This window comes from Saccharothrix sp. NBAS 001 (genome assembly GCF_056640475.1).
On sequence record NZ_CM153251.1, the window covers coordinates 3105035 to 3126554 of the forward strand.

Genomic DNA, 21520 nt, shown 5'->3' on the forward strand with positions numbered 1-21520 from the left:
TCTCGCGGTTGGCGCGTCTGTGCGGTGTGGATGCCGCATCGTCCCCCTGAAATGCGCTGGCGGCCGGGATTTCCGGCGGGCAGTCTTGGCGGATGCCGCCGGACTCCGCCCTCCAGCAGGCGCACGACGCGGTCCGGTTGGCCGACCGGGACCCGGCCCGCGCGGCAGCCGCCGCCGAGCGGGCGCTGCTGCGCGCGGTGCGGGAACGCGACAGCGAGGCGTCCGCGCTGGCCGAGCAGGCGTGGGGGCACGCGCTCCAGCAGTGCGGCGAGGTCGGCTCGGCGATCCGGCACCTGCGCAGCTCGGTGCGGCACGGCGCGCGCGGCCGGCCCGAACTCGCCGCGGAAAGCCGCATGAAGCTCGCCTTCGCCTTGGCGCAGCACGGTGACACGCGGTCGGCGCTGCGCGAGATCGACGCGGCGCTCACCGTCCTCACCGGGCACGCCGGGGCGAAGGCGCGGGCGCAGCGGGCGGTGATCCGCTACCACGTGGGGCGGCTCGACGCGGCGTTCGAGGACTACCAGGCGGCGGAGGCGGTGCTGCGGCGCGGCGAGGACCGGTTGGCGCTGCAACGCGTGCTGCTCAACCGGGGCATCCTGCAAGCCGAGCGGCACGACTTCGACGCCGCCGAGCGCGACCTGGCCGAGGCGGGCGCGCTGGCCCGCGAGCTGGGCCGGCACCTGGTGGTCGGGATCGTCGCGGAGAACCTCGGGTTCGTCGCGGGGCTGCGCGGCGACGTCCCGGCGGCCCTGGCGCACCTCGACCACGCCGAGGAGGTGATCGGCCGGCACGGCGGGCAGACCGCCCCGGTGCTGCTGGACCGGGCCGAACTGCTGCTGTCGGTGGGCCTGGTGACCGAGGCCCGGTTCGCCGCGGAACGCGCCGCCGAGGCGTTCCGCCGGGAGAACCGCCGGCTGCGGGTGCCGGAGATGCTGCTGCTGCTCGCGCAGGCCGCGTTGCTGGAACGCGACTGGGCGACAGCCGCCGAGCACGGGACCGGCGCGCTGCGCGCGTTCACCCGGCAGAGCCGGCCGCAGTGGGCCGCGCTGGCCCGCTCCTGCGTGCTGCGCGCGGAACTGGGCGCGGAATCGGGTACCGCGCCGGGCACGGCCGCCCGACCGACCACCGTGCCGCAGGCGGAGGCGATGGTCGCGACGCTCGCCGCGAACGGCCGGCCGTCCGCCGCCGTGCAGGCCCGGCTGGACGCCGCCCGCCTCGCCGACCTCCGGGGCCGGCCCGCGCTCGCGGTCGGGCACCTGACCGAGGCGGCCCGCTCCCGCCGGCACGGCCCGGCGGCCCTGCGCGCCCGGGGCTGGTACGCGACGGCCCTGCTGCGCGAGCGGTCCGGCGACCCGCGCGGCGCGGCGTCCGCCGCCCGGACCGGCCTGCGGGTGCTCGACGAGCACCACGCCGCGCTCGGCGCGGGCGACCTGCGCGCCCACTCCGCCGCGCACCGCGCCGACCTGGTCGAGCTGGGCCTGCGGGTGGCGTTGGCGGGCGGCCGGGCCGGCGCGGTGTTCGAGTGGGCGGAACGCGGCCGGGCCAGCCGGCTGCTGCACCGCCCGGTCCGCCCGCCCGCCGACCCCGCGCTCGCCGAACTGCTCCCCCGGCTGCGCGCCACCACCGGCGAACTCGAACGGGCCCGCGCCGAGGGCACCCCGACCGCCCGGCTGGTCGCCCGCCAGGTCGGCCTGGAACGGCGGATCCGCGACCGCAGCCGCCTGCTCCGCGCCGAGTCCACGCCGGGCAGGCAGGTGTCGCCGGCCGAGCTGAGCGCGGTGCTGGGCGAGCGGGCCCTGGTGGAGTACGTCCAGGTCGACGGGCGGCTGCTGGCGCTGTCGCTGGTGGCGGGCCGGCTGCGCGCGCACCCGCTCGGCCCGGCCGCCGAGGTGGCCGACCTGCTGGACCGGGTGCCGTTCGCGCTGCGCCGCACCGGACCGCGCGCGGCGAAGCTGCTCCGCGACACCGCCGCCCGCCTGGAACGCCTGCTGCTGGACCCCGTCGAGGTCGGCGACCGGCCGCTGGTGGTGGTGCCGACCGGGGTCCTGCACAGCCTGCCGTGGTCGGTGCTGCCGTCGTGCGCGGGCCGCCCGGTCTCGGTGTCGCCGTCCGCCGCGCTGTGGCACCGGGCAGCGACCCGGCCGCCCGGCGACGGCGGCGTGGTGGTGGCCGGCGGTCCGGGGCTGCCCGGCGCGCGGGAGGAGGCGCTCGCCGTCGCGGCGGTGCACGGCGTCGGCGCGCTGGTGGACGAGGCGGCGACGGTGGACGCGGTGCTCGCCGCGCTGTCCGGCGCCCGGACCGCGCACCTGGCCGCGCACGGCGTGCTGACGTCGGACAACCCGCTGTTCTCGGCGCTGCGGCTGCACGACGGGCGGCTCATCGTGCACGACGTGCAGCAGTTGGCACAGGTGCCCGACACCGTGCTGCTGGCCGCGTGCGACGTAGGCCGGTCCGTCGTGTGCACCGGAGACGAACTGCTCGGCCTGGCCGCGACGTTCATCGAACGCGGCGCGGCCCGCGTGATCGCCTCCGTGGTCCCCGTACCGGACGCCGACACCAAGACCCTGATGACCGCCGTCCACCGCGGACTGGCCGCCGGCGAACCGCCCGCGCACGCCCTCGCCGCGGCCCAGCACGCCGTGGCCGCCGACAACCCGGCCGCCGCCGGCTTCGTGTGCGTCGGCGCGGGCTGACGCCACCCACCGCCCTCGCACCGGCAAACCGGCCGGCCGGTCGCGATCGTCGCCCGGAAACGGCCTCGGGCGCGGGTGATTGGGCCGAACGGGTCGTGCGCCGACGACCCGGTGCCGGGCGGTCCGGGACGTCGGCCGTGATCCGCCGCACGGGTCGGTGGGCCCGTGGTGTCCGGCATCGCGTTCGTGGTCGGCGGCCGGGTTGTGGTGGTTCCTGCTCACGCGCAGCGCCGACGCCCCGCAGACCCTCGACTCGGCCGCGAGCGTGTCCAGCCTGGTGGTCGGCGGTGGGCGCGGTCGGTGCGCCCGCGCCCTCGGGCAGTCTCGCGCCGGCCGCCGACGACCACCCGGCGGCGGCGCTGGTCGGCGCGGTCCGCCGGCTGCCGTCCGAGCAGTTGGTCGTGCCGGGGGAACCGGGCGCGCGGGCGCGAGTCCGTGCCGGCGATGCGGTTCACCGTCGGCCTGCTCGACTCGGCGGGCGCGGACGTGCCGGTCCCGGTGCTGCTGCCGGTCGCGGGCCGGGACCCCGACGTGGGCCTGTGGGACTGGCCGGCGCGACGGGTCCACCAGGAGTACCCGGACATGGTGACCTGACCACGCAGGACCCTGGCCGGACGCTCCCACCGCACACCCGCTTCAGCGAGGACCGCGCGCACCTTCCGGTCCCCACAGCCGACAACCGCACGGAGTTGCGGTCACTCGCCGCCGATGTCGCCGCGATCACGCTGCCATTCGCGGTGGACAGCGGGATCACCGTGGCACGCGACAGGAATACGCTGATCAGAAAGCCCGACCGCGCCAAAACCGAGCTGTGGTCGCTTGATCCGGCACCACGACGTCTCGTCACGCTGAGCGGACCGACCCTCGTCCGCTTCTCCGACGACGGTGGCGTCCTCTACGCCCCGTCCAAGCAGTTGCGTGATGGCCGAAGGTGGCTTCACCGAGGAGGAATGGGCGCGAAACGCGCCCGGTGAGGACTACCTCCGGACGTGCTGGTCGGCTGTGGCGCAACCTGGTGATCGTGGCGGGAAACCCTGTAGCTGCAACCCACACCCTGGCGGTTGTGATCAAGGGGACGCCGGTGGTTGGTTTTGAACGAACGTCGACGTGCAGGCAACTCTCGTGCAACACGACCGAGAAGGACCCTCACATGAGCATTGCCTTGGTGCGCAACCCGGGCGAAGGCAGGATCTACCACTACTACAACAACGTGAACGAGCAGGTCGTGTCGACCACCGAGACCAACGGCGCGGTCAGCGTCCTGCGCCTCACCGCGCGCCGCGACACCGCGCCACCCCTGCACAGCCACAGCCGCGAGGACGAGAGCTGGGTGGTCCTGTCCGGCCGCGTCCGCTTCTGGGTGGGCGCGAACACGCTCGCCGGGTGCGACGTGCACGACGCCGGGCCCGGTGCCTACGTCTACGGTCCCCGACTGGTCCCCCACACGTTCCAGCCCATCACGGACACCGCCGACGTCCTGGTGATCAACAACCCCGGAGCCATCGAGGGCTACTTCCAAGCCGTCGGTGCCGACGACGCGCGTCACGACTCCGAGCACGTCGACCTCCTGGCCCGCTACGGAGTGGTGCTCCTGGACGACCCGCCGCCCACCTGACGTCGACTCGAACGGCCCAGGCTCGACCCGGACGAGGTCGTGGGCGAGCCGGCCCGCGATCCGGCGATAGGCGCCAGTGCCCGTCCTCACGACAGAAGACCGCTTTCGCCCCAAGGCGGTCGGCGGCGTGTTCGGGCTGCCGGCGGAGAAGTGCCCGTCGACCCGGCCGCTACGAGGGCCGGGCGGCTGGGCGTGCACAACAGCGTGCTCTGCCGCGCTCGTCCTGGCCACGACCGCGTACGCCGAGTTTCACTTGAAGCGGGACCGGCGAGTCCGTGCAGTCGTGTTTCACCGCACGGTCCTCCACTCGACCGGCCCGACGGCCGGTTCGTCGCCACCGCGCTCGGAAGAACCGTCCACGGGGAAATCATGCCGCAGAAGCGAGTGCGGGCGTCGGATGGACGGCCGCTCCTCGCGCACACCGACGCGTCGAACCAATCCGTGTCGCGTGAAAGCGAGGCCCGCGAACATTGCGAGATGCGTCGCGACGAACCGCCACCCGCCCATTGACCCCGCACAAATGACCCCCGAACGATCACCTTCCGCTCTCGGCGCGTCACCCGGATGACCGCCCTCCACGTGCCACACTCGGGCCTCGACCGACCCGCCTACTCGATCAACCACCCGCGCAAACCCATTCCGGACTGATCACCACCACGGTCCGGCATCGGCATCCGGCCCAACCGGAGTACAGCGGGGTACCGCATCCTGGGACATGTATCTGCGAACCCCCTCGTCTTACCTCCTACACATCCGGCACGCGCTGTCACGAACCGGCGCACGTATCGCCCGAGTGGAGGAATCCGGCGAAATCCCGTCACCAGTACTCGACCAGCGAACAGCACATTCCGCAGTTCTGCGGAAATCGCGGGCCGCATTCTTCCTTCCACCGGCACAGGTGCGGTGCGCGGGATACAGTCGGATTCCCCCATTCGGGAGTCGACCTCACGTCAGAGGAGAACGGTGACCGAACTCCACGCCGCCGAGCCGACGTCGTCCGTCGAGGTCATGGACGAACTCGTGAAGCTGGTGCAGGACCTGACCGAGCGCCCCAGGTTCGGCGAACTGCCCGGCGGACGGCCGGGTGCCCGCGCCGGGGACGACCGGGGCATCCCCCTGGTCTGCCTGGTCCGCGAGCCCAGGTCGGCCGGGCTGCTCAAGGTCCTGCGCGCGCACCTGCGCGGTGCGTACCCGGGCCGGGTTCCGCACGCCTACCACCGGTTCCCCGACGCCGAGGAGGAAACCCCGTCGCCGGACCCGGTCGCGGCGGTGGGCGCGGTGCTGGCGGAGGTGGCGCGCGAGCTGTCCGGCGCGGCCAACGGGCGCTACGGGCGGCACGTGTTCCCGCGTTTCCGGCTCGTCTACTGGCTGATGAACCAGCGCGCCGAGGGCGGCGAGCACGAGTCGACCACGAGCCTGCTCACCCGGCTGCGCGAACGCGACCTGCGGGGCCGCAGCGAGGACGACCTGATCCCCCGGGAAGCGTTCGACACCGCCGCCGACGCCGCGCCGTGGTGGGCGCGCGTGGCGCTGAAGCTGTTGCCCTCGTTCCTGTTCCGGGCGAAGCTGCGCGGTCTGGTGCCGGGCCGGGAGTACCGGTGGCTGCTGCGCCAGCCCTACCTCGCGCCGCACGACCCCGGCACGTTCCTCGGTTTCGCCGAACGGCTCACCGGCACGCTCGCGCCCGGCCGGGGCGCGGAGCCGCACGAGGACACCGGCCAGCTCGCCAAGCTCCTGGTCAACGCGTTCCTGGAGGACGTGCGCCGGGGCTACCGCCGTTCGCTGTGGCGGGTCCGCTCGGCCCGGCGCACCGTCTACCCGGTGGTGCTGCTCGACGGCATCCGCCGCGACAACGGCGGCTACGCCCTGCTGAAGCTGATCAACGACGTGCGCAACGACACCGGGTCGTTCGACCCGCTGATCATCATCAGCGGCAGCGAGAAGGTGCCGCCCGACGCGGCGGCGGCCGACGAGCGGGCGCCGGCGTGGGTGGAGAACGCCGGGCGCGCCTACGAGACCTGGACCCGCAAGCTCGCCACCAACAGCCGGGCGCGCCGGCCCACGGCGTGGTTCCTGCCGCTGCGGGTGCCGCCGGTCGAGGTCGAGCCCGGCGAGGTGCCGCCGCTGGCGACGCTGACCGTGCGGCCGGCCCCGATCTGGTCGCGCACGTCGGTCCTCGCGGTGGTGGTCGTGCTCCTGCTGGGCGCGGTGGCGGCGGGCGGGTACTGGCGGATCACCACCGCCGCCGAGGAGAGCGACCGGCACTGCGGGTTGTCGCCGGGCGACTCCGACTTCGAGACGCTGACCAGGCTCGACCCGGCCGACTGCGTCGGCGTGAGCAGCAGGGCGATCCCCCTGCTCGACTCCGGGAGCAGCGCGCTCAGGGACCGCTTCATGCGCGTGCAGGACCAGATCGCCGAGCAGAACGAGGAGGTGGAGGAGGCCATCGGCGACAACCCGGAGCGGCCCTACGCGACGGTCGTCTACGTGTCGGCGATGAGCGGCCAGCCCGAGCTGCTGGCCACGAACACCGCCCGGCTCATGGGCGTGGCGGCGCGGCAGGCCCGGCTGCTGGACGACCGGGGCAACGGCCACCCGCTGATCCGGGTGCTGCTGGGCAACGCCGGCCGGTCCATGCAGTACGGCGACCAGCTGGTCGAGCACCTGAAGACCTGGATGCGCCGCGACCAGACGATCGTGGGCGTGCTCGGCCTGGCGCAGAGCCGCCAGACGACCCTCGACACGATCATCAAGCTGGACCGGCAGGGCCTGCCCACCGTCGCCGCCACCCTGTCGGCGAACCAGTTCCCCGGCAACTCGTCGCGGTACTTCCAGATCTCGCCGACGAACAACCGGGAGGCGCAGGTCGCCGTCGAGTACGCGAACCTGGAGTACAAGGACAAGCAAAAGGTCACGATCGTGCGTTCGGCGGACGACAAGGACCTCTACTCCGCCGACCTCGCCGAGAGCCTCCGCGCCCGGTTCACCGACCCGGCGCAGGAAAGGCCGAGGAAGGTGCTGGACGACCTGCGCTACCAGCCCACCACCGAGAAGGAGCACACCGACGCACGCGCCATCGGGCAGCAGCTCTGCGAGAGCACGGCGGACACGCTGGTCGTCTACGCGGGCCGGCCCGGCGAGTTCTCCGACCTCCTGGACGGCATCGACGGCACGTGCCCCAAGGACCTGACCCTGCTGGCCGGCGACGACGTCATGCGGCACGCCGCCGACGCGGACCTCCGCAGGAAGCACCCGGGCGTCCAGTACGACGTGCTGTCCTTCGCCGTCGGAGCCGAGTACTGCCAGGCGAAGGAGGACATCTACCGGAAGATGCAGCAGATCTTCAAGGCCGAGTGCGACGCCGACCAGCACTCGTTCGTCGACGGGCAGGCGACCCTGGCCTACGACGCCCTCGACCTCTACTCGCACGCCATGAAGGAGCTGTCCCCCGTCATCAGGCCGTCCTCCGGCGACCTGTGGAAGACGATCAGCGACATCGGCCGCCCGCCGGGCCGTCCCGACCGGAGCAGCCGGCCGGTGCTGGAGGGCAAGAGCGGGAAGATCAACTTCGAGGGTGGGCAGGTTCCGCGCCAGAAGCGGATCTCGGTGCTGCGCGTGACGCAGGGCGACCCTCCCGTGATCCGCGCGACCTGCGACGAGACCTGCGTCAAACCCGCTCCCTGACCGGTCCGGCCGTCGACGGCCGCGCTCCGTCCTCTGTGGACTTCGGCCGGGATCTCGTTGTGCCGTCAGGACAGCCGGTCCGGCAGGGGTGCCCGGGTGCGGTCCAGCCCGGCCGACAAGTCGCCCTGTTCGGCGGCGCGGATCATGACGTCCTCGGCGGTGAAGGTCAGGTCGGCGGGGTCGCGGCAGGCGTGCACCTCGTCCCAGGTGACCGGGGTGGACACGGTCGGGTGGGCGCGGCCGCGCAGCGAGTACGGGGCGATGGTCGTCTTGGCCGGGTTGTTCTGCGACCAGTCGAGCAGCACGCGGCCCTTGCGGTGCGCCTTGGCCATGACGGCGGTGACGGTGTCCGGGGTCTCGTCGGCCAGCCGGCGCGCCACCTGTTTCGCGTAGGCGGACGGCGCGGCGGCGTCACGGGTGTCGATGGCGGCGTAGAGCTGCAGGCCCTTGGACCCGGAGGTCTTGGCCAGCGCGGTCAGGCCGTCCCCGGCCAGCAGCGCGCGGACGCGTTCGGCGACGCGGCAGCAGTCCACGACCGTCGTGCCCTCGCCCGGGTCGAGGTCGACCACCAGCCGGTCCGGCAGGCGCGGTGTCCCGTCGGGGCCGACCGTCCACTGGGGAACGTGCAGTTCGAGCGCGGCCAGGTTCGCCACCCACACCAGCGACGGCAGGTCGTCGACCACCGGGTACTCGACCGGCTCGCCGGACCCGCGCGAACCGGTGCCGGCCAGCCGGACGGTGCGCAGCCAGTCGGGCGCTCCGGCCGGTGTGTTCTTGGCGAACCAGGACTGGCCGTCGACGCCGTCGGGCCAGCGCACGACGGTGACCGGCCGGCCCCGCAGGTGCGGCAGCAGCAGCGGGGCGATCGCGGTGTAGTAGTTGACGACCTCGCCCTTGGTGAAACCGTCCACCGGGTACAGCACCTTGTCCAGATTGGACAGTCGCAGCAGTCTTCCCTCGACCTGGACGGTGATCCGCCCGCCGTGCCCGGAGGACGGCTCCGCGGCGGCCGCCGAGCCGTCGGTCCCGTCCACGGCCCGGGCAGCGCGATTCGCGGAGCCGGGCAGCAGGACCTCGTCCGGCACGCGGTCCTCGCGCAGACCGCGCCACGCCGTGTGCCGCACCCGGCCGGCCCGGGTGAGGTTGCGGAACACGACCTCGCCGACCAGCCTCGGTTCGACCCACCGGGCACCGACCACGTCCTCACGCGGCGGATCGACGGCGAACGGGTGCGTCCCGCGCTCGACGGGCGCGAGCGCGGCCCGCAGGTCGGCGCGCTGGGCTCGGGTGAACCCGGTGCCCACGTCGCCGATGTAGACCAGGTCGCCGGTGACCGGGTCGTGCGCTCCGAGCAGCAGCCCGCCGACCAGGCCCGACAACCCGCTGCGGCCCGGCCGCCACCCGCACACCACCACCTCGGCGGTGTCGGTCACCGGGTGTTTGAGCCACGCGTCCGACCGCCGACCCGGCTGGTAGGTCGAGGTGCCGAGCTTCGCGACGAGACCCTCGTACCCCGCGTCGGCCGTGCGGCGCAGCAGGGTCTCGGGGGTGAGCCGGTCCGCGCGCAGCCGGTCGTGGTGGATGGCCCGGACGACGCCGACCCGGTACGGGTCCGGCATCGGCAGCTCCGCCAGCAGGCCGCGGCGTTCGTCGTAGGGCGCGCCCAGCAGCCCGGTCGCATCCAGGCGCAGCAGGTCGAAAGCCATGAACCGCACGTCCACCCGCTCGCCCGCGCCGCCCGCTCCGCCGCCGGGACGGGTCACGGCGAGCCGACGCCGATGCCGGCCGCGCCGTTCCTGCAACAGTCCGAAGTCGATCCGCCCGCTCTCGTCGTAGGCGACGATCTCCCCGTCGAGCACCCCGACCCGCCCGGCGAGCACCTCGGCGAGCGGGGCGACCAACTCGGCGAACTCCTCGGCCAGGTCCAGGCCGTTGCGGCTGGTCAGGGCCACCGTGCCGGCCGCGGCGACCCGCACCGCGCAGCGGTAGCCGTCCAACTTGTCCTCGTAGCGCCACCCCGACCCGGACGGCAACCGCCCCCCGTCCGACGTGGCCAGCATGGGCTCCACCCACGCCGGGACGCCCGACGCGGCCCCCTGGTCCGCAGTGGCGGCCATCGCGACCTCCGGCCCAGGTCGTCGGACGGGCTCCCGTGTGCCCGTGCACCCAGGCCGACGGTAACTCGTTCGGCCCAGCGAGGCTCGGCGACGTGAGCACACCGGCGCGCTCGACGGGCGTCAGCGCACAACCCGATCGCAACGTCGCCCGGGTCGAACCTACGATCGTGGGAATGGCACCGTCGGTTGCGAGCGTGCCGGACGCCGTGCGGGCGGCGTTCGGCGTCACGGAGGCCCCGGTCAGGTTGGCCGGCGGCAAGGGCGGGACGTGGCGGGCGGGCCGACTGGTCCTCAAGCCGGTGGAGTTCCCGGCGGAAACGCTCTGGCGCGCCGAGGTGCTCGCCCGACTGCCCGACTCGACGCGGTTCCGGGTCGCCCGCCCGGTCCGGGCGTCGGACGGCGGCTGGGTGGCGCACGGCTGGGAGGCGACCCGACTCGTCGAGGGCGACCCGGACGTGCGCAGGCAGGACGACGTGCTGCGCGCCGGGATCGCCTTCCACGCGGCCATCGCGGACCAGCCCCGGCCGGCGTTCCTGGACCTCCGGGACGACCCGTGGGCCATCGGGGACCGCGTCGCCTGGGACGAACTCCCCGTCCGGGCGAGCCCGGCGGCCCTGGACCTGGTGACGCCGCTGGTCGCCGCCCGCCGCCCGGTCGACCTCGTCTCGCAGGTGGTGCACGGCGACCTGCCCGGCAACGTGCTGTTCGCGGACGGCCTGCCACCGGCGATCATCGACTGGCCCGCCTACTGGCGGCCGACGTCGTGGGCGTCGGCGGTCGCGGTCGCCGACGCGTTGTGCTGGTACGGCGCCTCACCCGACCTGGCCGCACGGTGGTCGCACCTGCCCGAGTGGGGCCAGATGCTGATCCGGGCCCTGGTCTACCGGATCACCACCCACGACACTGCCTTCGGGCCCGACGGGTGGACGCCCGACCAGGTCGAGGCGTACCGGCCGGTGGTCGACCTGGCCGTGGCCCACGCCGGGCGCTGAGCCGGGTCGGCACGCTCGCCGGAGGGCCCGGCAGGCGCGCCGATGCGTCCAACGCGGCCTTGTCGGGCAAGACCCCTTGTCCCCCGACAAGCTCAGCTCGACGGCTGCGGAGAACCGCGCGGCCAAACCCTCTTCGACCGGACCCCGCGAGGTCGGCGAGCGCGGCACCGGCCCGCTGGTCGTCGAGCCGGGCGAGGTGCGGGGCCGCCGACAGGCGTCCGCGGGTCGGCGTACTGGTGGGTCGGCGTCGCGACGGGACCTATCCCGTGGGCCGCTGGCGCTCGACGCCCGCGTGACGCCGCTCCAGCTCCGCGGCCAAGTCGTGCCAACGGTTGGCGAAGTACCGCGCCGCGTCGACCACCGCGTCCACGCAGTGCGCGGGCACGCTGTCCACGAGGCGGGCGGACAGGTCCAGGCCGACCGAGCTGACGTCGAGCAGGCGGAGCAGGCTGCGGCCCTGCTCGTTGTACCGCAGTGACGGATCGTTCTTGAGAATGCCCAGGCCGCGCGCCGGCCGGGTGGGAGGCGGCGGGGCGAGCGCGGTGGGTTCGTCGGCCCGCTTGCGGCGTCGCCCGCCCGCACCCGGCCTGGGCACCACGTCCTGGCCGAGTCGGAGGCGTTCGCGCACGTCCCTCGCCGTGGCGACGGCGATCCCCGCGCCCTGCGCGATCTCCCGCAGCGAGGCGCCCGGGTTGGCGGTGATCAGCTCGGCGGCGGCCCGCCGGCCCTTCGCCGGGTCCAGGGGGCGCACCCGCCCGTCCCGCCCGGTCCTGGTGTTCAACTGCGGCAGCGCCTCGCTTGAACGCCGGCGCAGCGCGCCCACCGCCTTGCCGCCCAGGCCCGTGATCGCCGCGATCGTCCGGTCGGACCACTGCGGGTGGGACAGCAGGATGCGGCGCGCCGCGTTGACCCGGTCGGCCCGCGACAGCGGCAGGCCGTGCGCGGCGTTGAGCCGGACGGCGAGCGCGAAGGCGTCGGCCTCGCCCCCGCTGAAGAACCGCACCAGGATGTGCGAGGCGCCGCGCAGCACCGACGCGCGCACCCGGTGCATCCCGTCGATGACGCGCATGGTGCCCTGGTGCACCGTGATCGGCGGGAACGGGGTCTCGGACTCCGCGAGCCGGTGCACGTGCCGGGGGTCCTCGCCCTCCGTGCGCGGCGAGTCCGCCGGGACCAGCACGGATATCGGGATCCGCTCCACCATCTCGTCGTGGACGTCGCCGCGCCGCGCGTACCGGCCGACCGCCGCGTCCCCGGCCTCACCGTCCGCCACGCCGTCGGTGCCGCTCTCCGACCGAATCGACATCCTCATCCTTTCAGAGCCCATGACCGCCGCAATCGACGACCGGGTCCGCACCCGGCAGAGATATCCGCAATAGCGCACTCGACCACGCCTGTCGGAAATGAGACGCAAACCACCCGGAGACCCTCTGTCGAAGACGACCGGGTCACCACGAATTCGGACGAACTCCGCAATCCGGCGCGCCGCGCCGGGCACCCCTGAATTGCCACCCGTCGGCACCCGAGGGAATTCCTTCCCACCGAGCAACCGGGTGCCGGGCGATCGGGTGCCGGCCGATCCGGTACCGGGCGCGGCCCCGCCCACCGGCCGCCGCCGACCAGGCCCACCACTGCGGACCGCGCCGGACGGGACGGGAACCACCCCCGAAGACAGCCACTCAGACCTCGGTGAACTGCTGTTTCTCCGACATCCGGGCCAGGACGGCCGGGGCCGGGCCGCTCGACCGGCAGCGTCATGCGAGTTCCCCTGGAAACGGTCGGATCAACGGATGGTTCGATCACCAACGTACCCAGCGGCCACTAATAGGGGCTTCCACTGGACGAGTGAGCCGACCGGTGATCGGACTCGTTCGACAGTGCCGAGCCGAAGTGATATACCGTTGTCCGGCCGCGCCACGTCACCAGGCAGCGGCCTCCCGGATTCGGGCGGCTTTTCCGCCGCGGTTTGCGCCGCGCGCAGTACACCCGAACGGTGGCTGCGGCCGACTCGCCGCCGCGGTCATGATTCGGCGGCGAATGCACTTCCGATTGCCGCGGTCGAACCCCGACCCGTGAACGCAGCGAAGGGCAGTCATGCACCCCGATCCCCGGAACGGTTCCCCAGTCCTCGACGGCCTCGACCTGTTCGTCGGCTGCCCCCTCCCCGCGACGGGGCCGACCACCGAACCCACCCCGCGCCCGCGCGAGGTGTGCGCCCTGGCGACCGACGTCCTGCGCGACTACGGCGCCACCGTGTTCTCCGCGCACGTCGTCGGGCCGTCCGGCGGGCGGAGCGCGCACTGCTCCCCCGAACGGGCCGGCGCGCTCGGCCTGCGCTGGATGTCCAAGTGCGACGCGTTCGTGCCGGTGCTGCCGGCGTCCGGCGAGGCCGAGCCGGCGGGGACCGGCTACCCGAACCTCGAACTGGGCTGGGCCACGGCCTTGGGCAGGCCCGTCGTGATCATCACCCGCCGGCCGGTGGTCGAGGCCGGCCACGTGCTCCAGGTGCTGCACCGGATCGGCGACGTCCAGGTGCTGGACCCGGACCGGTTCGCCCGCGCGCCGTTCCTGCTCGTCGAGTGCGTGCTGCGGGCGACCAGTCGGCAGCGGGAGGCGCTGCGCGCCGGCCGCGCGCCCTTCCCGTCCTGAGTGGACGGTCGCGGCGGTGTCCGCGCCCGGCCTCCGAGCGGTGTGTTCCGCGTCCTGACCAGGTCTGGAGTCTCATGCTCACCACTGGGCTGTACGAAGTGGACTGGCGCAACGACCCGAGGTACGCGGCCATCGTGCCCGCCGCGGTCCTCGTGGCCTGCGGGCCGGACGGCGCACCGACGTTCGTGCGCCAGAAGGGCGGCCCGTTCGCGGGCCGGTGGATGCTGCCCGGCGGTTCCATCGAACGCGGGGAGTTCGCGCGGGACGCCGCCGTGCGGGAACTGGCGGAGGAGACCGGCATCCACGTGCCGGTCGACGCCGTCGACGTGATCGGCGGCTACGAGATCATCGGCGCGACGGCCCCGTACCACGTGCTGATGTTCGCGTTCCGGGCGCGCGGCCACTACACGCTGCCGCCGGGGTTCGTCGGCGACAACGGGGGCGGGGTCGCGCAACTGCACCCGGACCGGCTCCGGGTGCACTCGACGGACCACCAGATCCTCGCCGACGCCGGGCTGGTGGACGTGCCGGCGGACGTGCTCGTCGAAACCCTGGTGCACGACCAGCTCCGGATCAGCACCCTGCGGTGAACCCCGGCCCGGCGGTGCCGGGTCCGGTCCGGCAGCGGCGGTGTCCCGATCGGGGACACCGCCGCACGTCGTGCTCCAGCCGGTCCTCTCAATACACGGAGAACTCGCCGGCGGCCAGGTCGTGCGACTCGTCGCCGCGCAACGCCGGGGCGAACATGCAGACCAGGCGCAGGTCCTCGTGCGGGCTCGCGACCAGCCAGTGCGGGTCGTGCTTGTCCAGGGCGTACATCACGCCCGGGGTGATCGGAAAACAGTGCCCCGCGGTGTCGACCACCTCCCCGGAACCCTCGATGCAGTAGCAGGCTTCGAGGTGGTTGCGGTACTCCAGGCGCGAGGTCGTGCCGGCCCGCACCAGCGTGTCGGTGAGCGTGTAGCCCATGCCGTCGGCCTCGATCAGGAATCTGCGGGACAGGCCGTTGCCCCATTCCACGGTCTTGGCCTCGTCGATGCTGCGAATGATCACGGTCAACTCCTTGCGGTTTGGGCGTGCGCGTAGGAGGGTGCGCCGACCGGTCCGGGCCGGCGGTCCGGGCCGTGCTTTTCCGCCCACGAAGGCGGGACGCGGTCCGTGGTGGCTGCGTGATTCGACGCAATCGAATGCGGAAGGGTTCACCGGTTCAGCACACCGGTCGACACGGCCCGGATCGCGCCCGACTCGGACGACGTCGATCCCGGAATCCGACCGGTGACGCTGTCACGCCGCGCGCGACGCGTCAAGACCGTTCAACTGCGGCACCGGCCAGACCCGGCGACCTGGACCAAGAACGCCCACCGGCAGCCGCGTTCCGATTCGCTGAGCCATCCAGGGAGCGTTCTTGCCCAACTCCGAACACGGCTGCTAACTTCGATCGAGGGGCCAGGATCGACCTGCCGCCGATTTACCCGGCGGCCGCGGTGAAATCGAAACTCCCCCGGCACGTGGACCGAGCCCGCAACGACGCACCGGCCGGTCGGATCGGCACTTCCCGGTCGCCGGATCGGCGATTCCCTCTTTCGCGGCAGCGCATTCCGCGCCGCGGACTCCACAACCGGCTATGAGGTGGGACGAGCAACGTGGGCATTTCCAAAACCGCTCTCGCGGATGTCAAGGTGTTCATCGGGGGACCGATCCAGCACGCGATCCTCCCCGAGGGCTTCCAGGAACGGCTGGAGTCGACCCTGCGCACCGCCATCGACGTGGTGCGCCGAGCGGGGGGCACGGTGTTCTCCGCGCACGTCGCCGAGAACTTCGGCGCGGACACCCCGCACTTCACCCCCAACCAGGTCGCCGTGCGCGATTTCGGCTGGATGCGGGCGTGCGACGTCTTCGTGCCGGTGCTGCCGGTGCTGGACGACCGGGGCCTGCTCCGGACCGACGGCACGCACATCGAGCTGGGCTGGGCCAGCGCGCTCGGCCGGCCGATCATCGGGATCACCGACCAGCCGTTCGCCGAATCGGCCAGCCACCTGCTCAAGGGGCTCGACCAGGTGGCCCGCGCCCGGTTCATCGACCTGGTCGAGTTCGTCGCCGAGCCCGCGCGCCTGGTCGACGCCGTCGCCGCCGCGCTCGAACCGGTCGCGGCCACCAGCGCGCGCTGAGAAGAGGAGGAACCCGTGTCCGGTGTGACCGTGCTCGGTCTGGAGCTGGCGAACCCGGTGGTCGTCGCGTCGGGGCTGCTCACCGACCAGGAGCGCAACATCCGCAAGCTGCTGGACGTGGGCGCGGGGGCGGTCGTCACCAAGACGATCCACCCGAACCCGCCGACGCACCTCGACGAGCGCATCGTCCGGCTGCCCAACGGCATGCTCAACAGCACCACCTACACCAAGCGCCCGGTCGACCGCTGGCTGCTCGCGCTGCGGAGGTTCGCGCAGGAGCGGCTCCCGGTGATCGCCTCGGTGCACGCCGACACCCCCGACGAACTCGCCGCGCTGGCCGCGCGGGTCGAGGGCACCGGGTGCGCGGCGCTGGAGCTGGGGATCTCGTGCCTGAACGAAGGCGACGGCCCGGTCGACACCCCGCAACGGGTGTTCGACTACACCAGCAAGACCCGCGCGGCCACCGGCCTGCCGTTCTCGGTCAAGCTCGCGAGCGGCGAGGGGCTGCGGGACCGGGCCGCCGCGGCGGCGTCGGGCGGGGCGGACGCCATCACCCTGAGCGACACGATCCCCGGCGCGTCGGTGGACCGCGCCACCGGCCGGCTCGAACTGGGCGGTGTCTACGGCTACTCCGGCCCGGCGATCAAGCCGCTGGTCCTGGCGTCCATCTGGGAGCTGCGCAACCACGGGTTCGCGTTGCCGATCTTCGGCTGCGGCGGCGTCACCTCCGGCGAGGACGTCCACGACTACCTCGCGGTCGGCTCGACCGCCGTGCAGGTGTACACGGCGCTGCACAACGACATGTACCGCACGCTGGACCAGATCGTCTCCGACGCGGTCGCGCTCGCCGGCGACCGCGACGCCCGGGTGTCGTCGTGACGCCCCGGTCCATCGCCCTCGGCCTGGCGGACCTGCGCAGCCCGGAGGTCGCCGACGGGGTGGACGGCCAGACGCTGGTGTGGCCGATCGGGGCGATCGAGCAGCACGGTCCGCACCTGCCGCTGTCGGTCGACCTGGTCATCGCCGAATCCCTGGCCCAGCAGATCGCCTACGAGCTGAACGGGCTGACGCTGCCCGTCCAGGCCGTCGGCGCGCGGTCGCTGCCCCAGAGCGGCGGCGGCCTGGCCTTCCCCGGCACGGTCTACGTGCGCGGCGGCGCGCTCATCGACTTCGTCGCCGACGCGGTGCGGTCGTTGTGCGCCCTGCCGTTCGGCAGGCTCGTGGTGGTCAACGGCCACTTCGAGAACGAGCCGTTCCTCTTCGAGGCCCTGGACCAGGTCGCGGGGTCGCCGCAGGCGCGCGGCAAGGAGTTCATCGCGGCGAGCTGGTGGTCCCTGGTGGACCAGGAGTGGCTGCACGAGCGCCTGCCGGACTTCCCCGGCTGGCACGCCGAGCACGCCGGGCTGACCGAGACGAGCCTGATGATGTTCCTGCAACCGGCGCTGGTCGCGGACCTGCGGCCGGACCACGACAACCCGCCGCCCGCCGGGATCTACCTGCACCCGGCCGACGTGGCGAGCAGCACCAACCGCGGCGTGCTGTCCTCGACGTCCGGAGCCGGGCCGGAACTCGGCCGGGACCTGTTCTGGCACGTGGTCTCGCAGGCCGTGGCGCTGGTGACCAAGGGCACCGGGCTCGTCCGCCCGGACCAGACCGACGCGGACCTGGCCGGACCGGACCTGGCCGACGCGGACCTGGCCGATGCGGACGGACACCGTTCGAAGGACCTGGTGTGAGCACCCACGAGGAAGTCCCGACGGTCTGCGTGTGCAACGCGATCGACACCCTGCACGACCTCGCGGCGCGCTCGGCGGACGCCGAGGAGCTGGTGGCGGAGTGCTACCCGCAGCAGGACCAGGCGCTCTACTGGGAGCCCCTCGACAAGCTGATCGTCACCTACGAGCCGATCCGGGACCTGGCCTGGCAAGCGGACTTCCTGGGCCTGGCGGACGTGGTCAACCTCAGCCCCGCGCGGACCAGCGGTTCGCTGTTCGCCGACCTGCTGGACGACGAGCGGCTGATCAAGGCGGTGGTCGACCACGCCGGCCCGGACCGCAGGCTCCGCCTGGTGCCGCACACGACGACGCCCGCGCTCTGGGAGTTCGTCACCGTGCTGGAGCGCGAGCACGGGATCCGGGTGGACCTCCCGGAGAGCACCGCCGACCAGGGTCTGCGCGACCTGCTGGACACCAAGACCGGGCTGCGCCGGCTGGCCGCCGACCTGGGCCTGACCACCGGGCCGTGCCGCATCCCCGACGGCGTGCACTGCGCCGACGCGGCCGAGGCGGTGCGGGCGGTCCAGGAGTTCCTCGACCGGGGCACGCCCTGCATCGTCAAGGCCGACCGGGGGGAGGCCAGTGTCGGGCTGCTCGTCTTCCGCCCCGGGCACGACCGCTCGACGATCGCCGAGGAGGTCCTGCGCAGCCCGTTCTACGGGGAGGACCCGGTGGTCGTGGAGGAGTTCGTCGACGGTGACACCACCTTTCCCGCCGTGGAGTACGTGGTGCCCGCGAATCCGGCCGAGCTGCCCCGCCTGTTCTCCGTGACCAGCATGCTGTTCGGCGCGGAGACCCGGGTGCAGGGCAACGTGACGGCCCGGGAGCTGGAATCGGAGCACTGGTACGACCCGCTGGTCGACGGCGGGCTGCGGATCGCCGCGGCAATACAGGCGCGCGGCTACCGGGGGCACTTCGGGATAGACGCGGTCGCCCGGGACCGCGAGGTATTCCTGCTCGACCTCAACGCCCGCCGCACCGGATCGACCCACTTGCACGAATTCGGCCGGCAAATAATCGGAACCGACTACCTGGACAGCCACGTGATCGGCCACTTCGACTACTACGAACTGCCCACCGACCTCACCGCCGACCAGGTGCGCGCCGCCTGGGGACCACTCGTCCGTTCCCCGAAAAATGCGGACTCCGGACTGCTCCCCGCCGAGTTGACCGGCTTGTCGCAGGGGAGGCTGAGCAGCCTGGTGTTCGCACCGGACCTGGTAGGGTTTCACGACGTGATCAACAAGGCTCGCGCCGCTTTGCGCGAACACCCAAGCGAACACAAGTGACGTCCGCCGTTTCCGCGGACCGGGGTGCGGCATATCGCTGGATGGTCCTGGCCACCGTCCTGTTCTGTTTCCTCCCCGCCGCGATCGACGTCACCATCCTCAACATCGCGGTCCCCTCGCTCAGCGCGCAAATGCGGATTTCCGCGCTGGAGATGCTGTGGATCGTCGACGTCTACTCACTCACCATGATCGGGCTCGTGCTGGTCACCGGACCGCTCGGCGACCGGATCGGGCACAAGCGGCTGCTGCTCGTCGGGCTCGCCGTGTTCGGGGCCGCGTCCGGGCTGTCCTCGCTGGCCACCAACCCGGCCGAGCTGATCGCCGGCCGGGTGGCGGTGGCCATCGGCTCGGCCATGATCATCCCGGCCACGCTCGCGGTCATCCGGCAGACCTTCCCCGCGGGCCGCGGGCACTCGATCGCCGTCGGCGCGTGGAGCGCGGTCGCCGCCGGGGCGTCCGCGCTGGGCCCGGTCGCCGGGGGGTTCCTGCTCAACCACTTCTGGTGGGGTTCGATCTTCCTGGTCAACGTCCCGATCGCGGTGATCGCGCTGCCGATCGTCGCCTTCCTGCTGCGCAACCAGGTGCCGGAGGTCAAGCAGCCGTGGGAGATGACCTCCCCGACGTTGGCCATCGTCGGCTCGATGGGCGTGGCCTACGGCTTCATCGCCCTCGCGCACGAGCAGGTGTCCCCGATCGAGGTCGCGGGCCCGGGGCTGCTCGGCGTCGTGGCGACCGTGCTCTTCGTGCGGCGGCAGTGGCGGATGCGCCACCCCATGCTCGACCTGAGCCTGTTCCGGGTTCCGCGCTTCCGGGCGGGTGCCGTGGCCTCGGTCCTGCCGGTGCTGGTGATGGTCGGGTTCGAGTTGCAGCTCGTGCAGTACCTGCAGTTCGCCCTGGGCCTGTCCCCGCGCGACGCGGCGATCGGCCTGCTGCCCATGCCCCTGGCGGCGCTCGTCGCGGGACCGGTCGCGGGCGCGATCGTGCCCCGGATCGGCGCCCGTGCGGGGGTCTGGGCCGGCCTGGCGCTGGCCGCGATCGGCTACGCCCTGGTCGCCACCGCCGCCGCCGGGCACCGCGAACTGCTGTTCGGCACCGGTCTCGTGCTGGTCGGCGCGGGCCACGGCGCGGTCCAGATGATCGCGTCCGACCTCATCATGACCGGGGCCAGTGCCGAGCAGGCCGGTGCCGCGGCGGCGGTCGAGTCGGTGTCGTTCGAGGCGGGCGCGGGCCTGGGCGTCGCCGTGATCGGCGCGTTCGCCGGACTGGCCTACCGGCACTACCTGCCCGACGACACCGCGACCGGGGTGTCGAACTCGATCGCCAAGGCGATCTCGGCGGCCGACGAGGTCGGCGGCGAAGCGGGCCGGGGCATCGCCGAGGCCGCGAAGGAGGCGTTCACCACGAGCTTCCAGGCGGTCGCCGTCGCGTGCGGGATCGCCGTCGTCGTCACCACCGCCGTGGCCGTGCCGAGGAAGGAGGGCGCGCGCCGGCGTCGGTTCTCCCGGTCGAGGTGATCAGCGCACCATCGTCGAACGGAGTGTGGAACATGACAGAGGAAGACCCTTACGCGACGCGCACCGGAGGCCCGTCGCGAGAGATCCCGAGGCACGACCGGATCGTCTACGGCAGCGCCGAGGACGGGCCGTTCGACGCGGCCGAACTCGCCCGGTACGAACGCGACGGGTTCACCGTCCTGCGCGGCGTGCTGGACCGGGACGAGGTCGCCGAGCTGATCGCCGAGGTGCGGCGGCTGACCCGGGCCGACCACCTGGCCGAGTCGGACCTGCGGATCGCCGAGGCCGACGGCGTCGCGGTGAAGTCCATCTTCCAGGTCCAGGCGGTCAGCGAGGTGGTGCGGGAACTGACCGAGGACCGCCGGTTCGTCGACCGGGCGCGGCAGATCCTGGGCTCGGAGGTCTACCTGCACCAGACCCGGGCCAACGTGAAGCCCGGCTTCACCGGCACCGACTTCTACTGGCACTCCGACTTCGAGACCTGGCACAGCGAGGACGGCATGCCGGGGATGCGCGCCCTGAGCGTCTCGATCGCGCTGACCGACAACTACGAGTACAACGGCCCGCTGATGGTGATGCCGGGTTCCCACGCGACGTTCGTCACCGGCATCGGCGAGACGCGGCGGGAGAACTACCGGACGTCGTTGCGCAACCAGGAAGTCGGCGTCCCCGACCAGGCGATGCTGACCGAACTCGCGGCCAGGCACGGGATCGTGCAGTTCACCGGGTCGGCGGGCGACGCGATCATGTTCGACTGCAACATCATGCACGGCTCGAACGCCAACATCACCCCGTTCGCGAGGTCGAACGTGTTCGTCGTCTACAACAGCGTCCACAACACACTGGTGGAGCCGTTCGGGTCGCAGGAGAGGCGTCCGGAATACCTGGGAGCCAGGGACTTCACGCCGATCGGGCAGATGTCCCGGCGATGACCGCGGCCGGACTCCGCGGGCTTTCCGGTCCACCCGGTCCGCGGACCGGGTCGGGCCGGGAGCGGCGGAGTCCGGCCGGATGCCCGGACCAC

General features: G+C 73.0%; 17 protein-coding genes. 14 read left to right on the top strand and 3 right to left on the bottom strand.

Features of this window, described 5'->3' with window-relative positions:
* Window positions 1-92: 92 nt before the first annotated feature.
* The 5 genes from AC0HI0_RS13105 to AC0HI0_RS13125 all read left to right on the top strand — a co-directional run bounded on the left by AC0HI0_RS13105 (window position 93) and on the right by AC0HI0_RS13125 (window position 7992).
* A complete protein-coding gene (locus tag AC0HI0_RS13105; RefSeq protein ID WP_480932601.1) occupies window positions 93-2693 on the top strand; it encodes a CHAT domain-containing protein in 2601 nt (866 codons plus the stop codon).
* A 444-nt stretch (window positions 2694-3137) separates the two neighbouring features.
* The gene (locus AC0HI0_RS13110; protein WP_480932602.1) at window positions 3138-3287 is read left to right on the top strand and encodes a hypothetical protein; all 150 of its coding nucleotides are present in this window, start codon (window positions 3138-3140) and stop codon (window positions 3285-3287) included.
* Window positions 3288-3382: 95 nt separating this feature from the next.
* Entirely contained in the window at window positions 3383-3667 is a 285-nt protein-coding gene (locus tag AC0HI0_RS13115) for a hypothetical protein (RefSeq protein WP_480932603.1), read from the top strand.
* 176 nt (window positions 3668-3843) lie between these two features.
* Window positions 3844-4308 carry a cupin domain-containing protein gene (locus AC0HI0_RS13120; protein WP_480932604.1) on the top strand — a complete coding sequence of 155 codons (465 nt, stop codon included), beginning with the start codon at window positions 3844-3846 and terminating at the stop codon, window positions 4306-4308.
* 963 nt (window positions 4309-5271) lie between these two features.
* Window positions 5272-7992 (top strand): ABC transporter substrate-binding protein, encoded by a 2721-nt coding sequence (locus AC0HI0_RS13125; RefSeq protein WP_480932605.1) that lies wholly within the window; start codon window positions 5272-5274, stop codon window positions 7990-7992.
* Between the two features lie 65 nt (window positions 7993-8057).
* Here the strand turns inward: AC0HI0_RS13125 and ligD are convergent, their stop codons facing one another.
* Window positions 8058-10109 (bottom strand): DNA ligase D, encoded by a 2052-nt coding sequence (ligD, locus tag AC0HI0_RS13130; RefSeq protein WP_480932606.1) that lies wholly within the window; start codon window positions 10107-10109, stop codon window positions 8058-8060.
* A gap of 173 nt (window positions 10110-10282) precedes the next feature.
* Between ligD and AC0HI0_RS13135 the strand changes: the two genes are divergently transcribed.
* Window positions 10283-11101 (top strand): TIGR02569 family protein, encoded by an 819-nt coding sequence (locus AC0HI0_RS13135; protein WP_480932607.1) that lies wholly within the window; start codon window positions 10283-10285, stop codon window positions 11099-11101.
* A 259-nt stretch (window positions 11102-11360) separates the two neighbouring features.
* Here AC0HI0_RS13135 and AC0HI0_RS13140 read toward each other — a convergent pair whose 3' ends face one another.
* Entirely contained in the window at window positions 11361-12407 is a 1047-nt protein-coding gene (locus tag AC0HI0_RS13140) for a streptomycin biosynthesis protein (protein WP_480932608.1), read from the bottom strand.
* A 788-nt stretch (window positions 12408-13195) separates the two neighbouring features.
* Here AC0HI0_RS13140 and AC0HI0_RS13145 point away from each other — a divergent pair.
* Both AC0HI0_RS13145 and AC0HI0_RS13150 read left to right on the top strand, forming a co-directional pair.
* Window positions 13196-13750: a hypothetical protein gene (locus AC0HI0_RS13145; protein WP_480932609.1), complete on the top strand. Its 555-nt coding sequence runs from the start codon at window positions 13196-13198 to the stop codon at window positions 13748-13750.
* A 74-nt stretch (window positions 13751-13824) separates the two neighbouring features.
* A complete protein-coding gene (locus AC0HI0_RS13150) occupies window positions 13825-14340 on the top strand; it encodes an NUDIX hydrolase (RefSeq protein WP_480932610.1) in 516 nt (171 codons plus the stop codon).
* A gap of 88 nt (window positions 14341-14428) precedes the next feature.
* Here the strand turns inward: AC0HI0_RS13150 and AC0HI0_RS13155 are convergent, their stop codons facing one another.
* The gene (locus tag AC0HI0_RS13155; RefSeq protein ID WP_480932611.1) at window positions 14429-14803 is read right to left on the bottom strand and encodes an ectoine synthase; all 375 of its coding nucleotides are present in this window, start codon (window positions 14801-14803) and stop codon (window positions 14429-14431) included.
* A gap of 590 nt (window positions 14804-15393) precedes the next feature.
* Between AC0HI0_RS13155 and AC0HI0_RS13160 the strand changes: the two genes are divergently transcribed.
* Genes AC0HI0_RS13160 through thpD form a run of 6 tightly spaced genes read left to right on the top strand, consistent with a single transcriptional unit; the run spans window position 15394 to window position 21428 of the window.
* The gene (locus tag AC0HI0_RS13160) at window positions 15394-15918 is read left to right on the top strand and encodes a nucleoside 2-deoxyribosyltransferase (RefSeq protein ID WP_480932612.1); all 525 of its coding nucleotides are present in this window, start codon (window positions 15394-15396) and stop codon (window positions 15916-15918) included.
* Window positions 15919-15933: 15 nt separating this feature from the next.
* The gene (locus AC0HI0_RS13165; RefSeq protein WP_480932613.1) at window positions 15934-16797 is read left to right on the top strand and encodes a beta/alpha barrel domain-containing protein; all 864 of its coding nucleotides are present in this window, start codon (window positions 15934-15936) and stop codon (window positions 16795-16797) included.
* On the top strand, window positions 16794-17654 hold the full coding sequence (locus AC0HI0_RS13170; RefSeq protein WP_480932614.1) for a creatininase family protein: 861 nt from the start codon (window positions 16794-16796) through the stop codon (window positions 17652-17654). The genes AC0HI0_RS13165 and AC0HI0_RS13170 overlap by 4 nt, the downstream gene beginning before the upstream one ends.
* Window positions 17651-18982 (top strand): ATP-grasp domain-containing protein, encoded by a 1332-nt coding sequence (locus AC0HI0_RS13175; RefSeq protein WP_480932615.1) that lies wholly within the window; start codon window positions 17651-17653, stop codon window positions 18980-18982. Before AC0HI0_RS13170 ends, AC0HI0_RS13175 begins: the two co-directional genes overlap by 4 nt.
* A gap of 41 nt (window positions 18983-19023) precedes the next feature.
* Entirely contained in the window at window positions 19024-20496 is a 1473-nt protein-coding gene (locus tag AC0HI0_RS13180) for an MFS transporter (protein ID WP_480932616.1), read from the top strand.
* Window positions 20497-20528: 32 nt separating this feature from the next.
* Window positions 20529-21428: an ectoine hydroxylase gene (thpD, locus tag AC0HI0_RS13185; RefSeq protein WP_480932617.1), complete on the top strand. Its 900-nt coding sequence runs from the start codon at window positions 20529-20531 to the stop codon at window positions 21426-21428.
* Window positions 21429-21520: the final 92 nt, after the last annotated feature.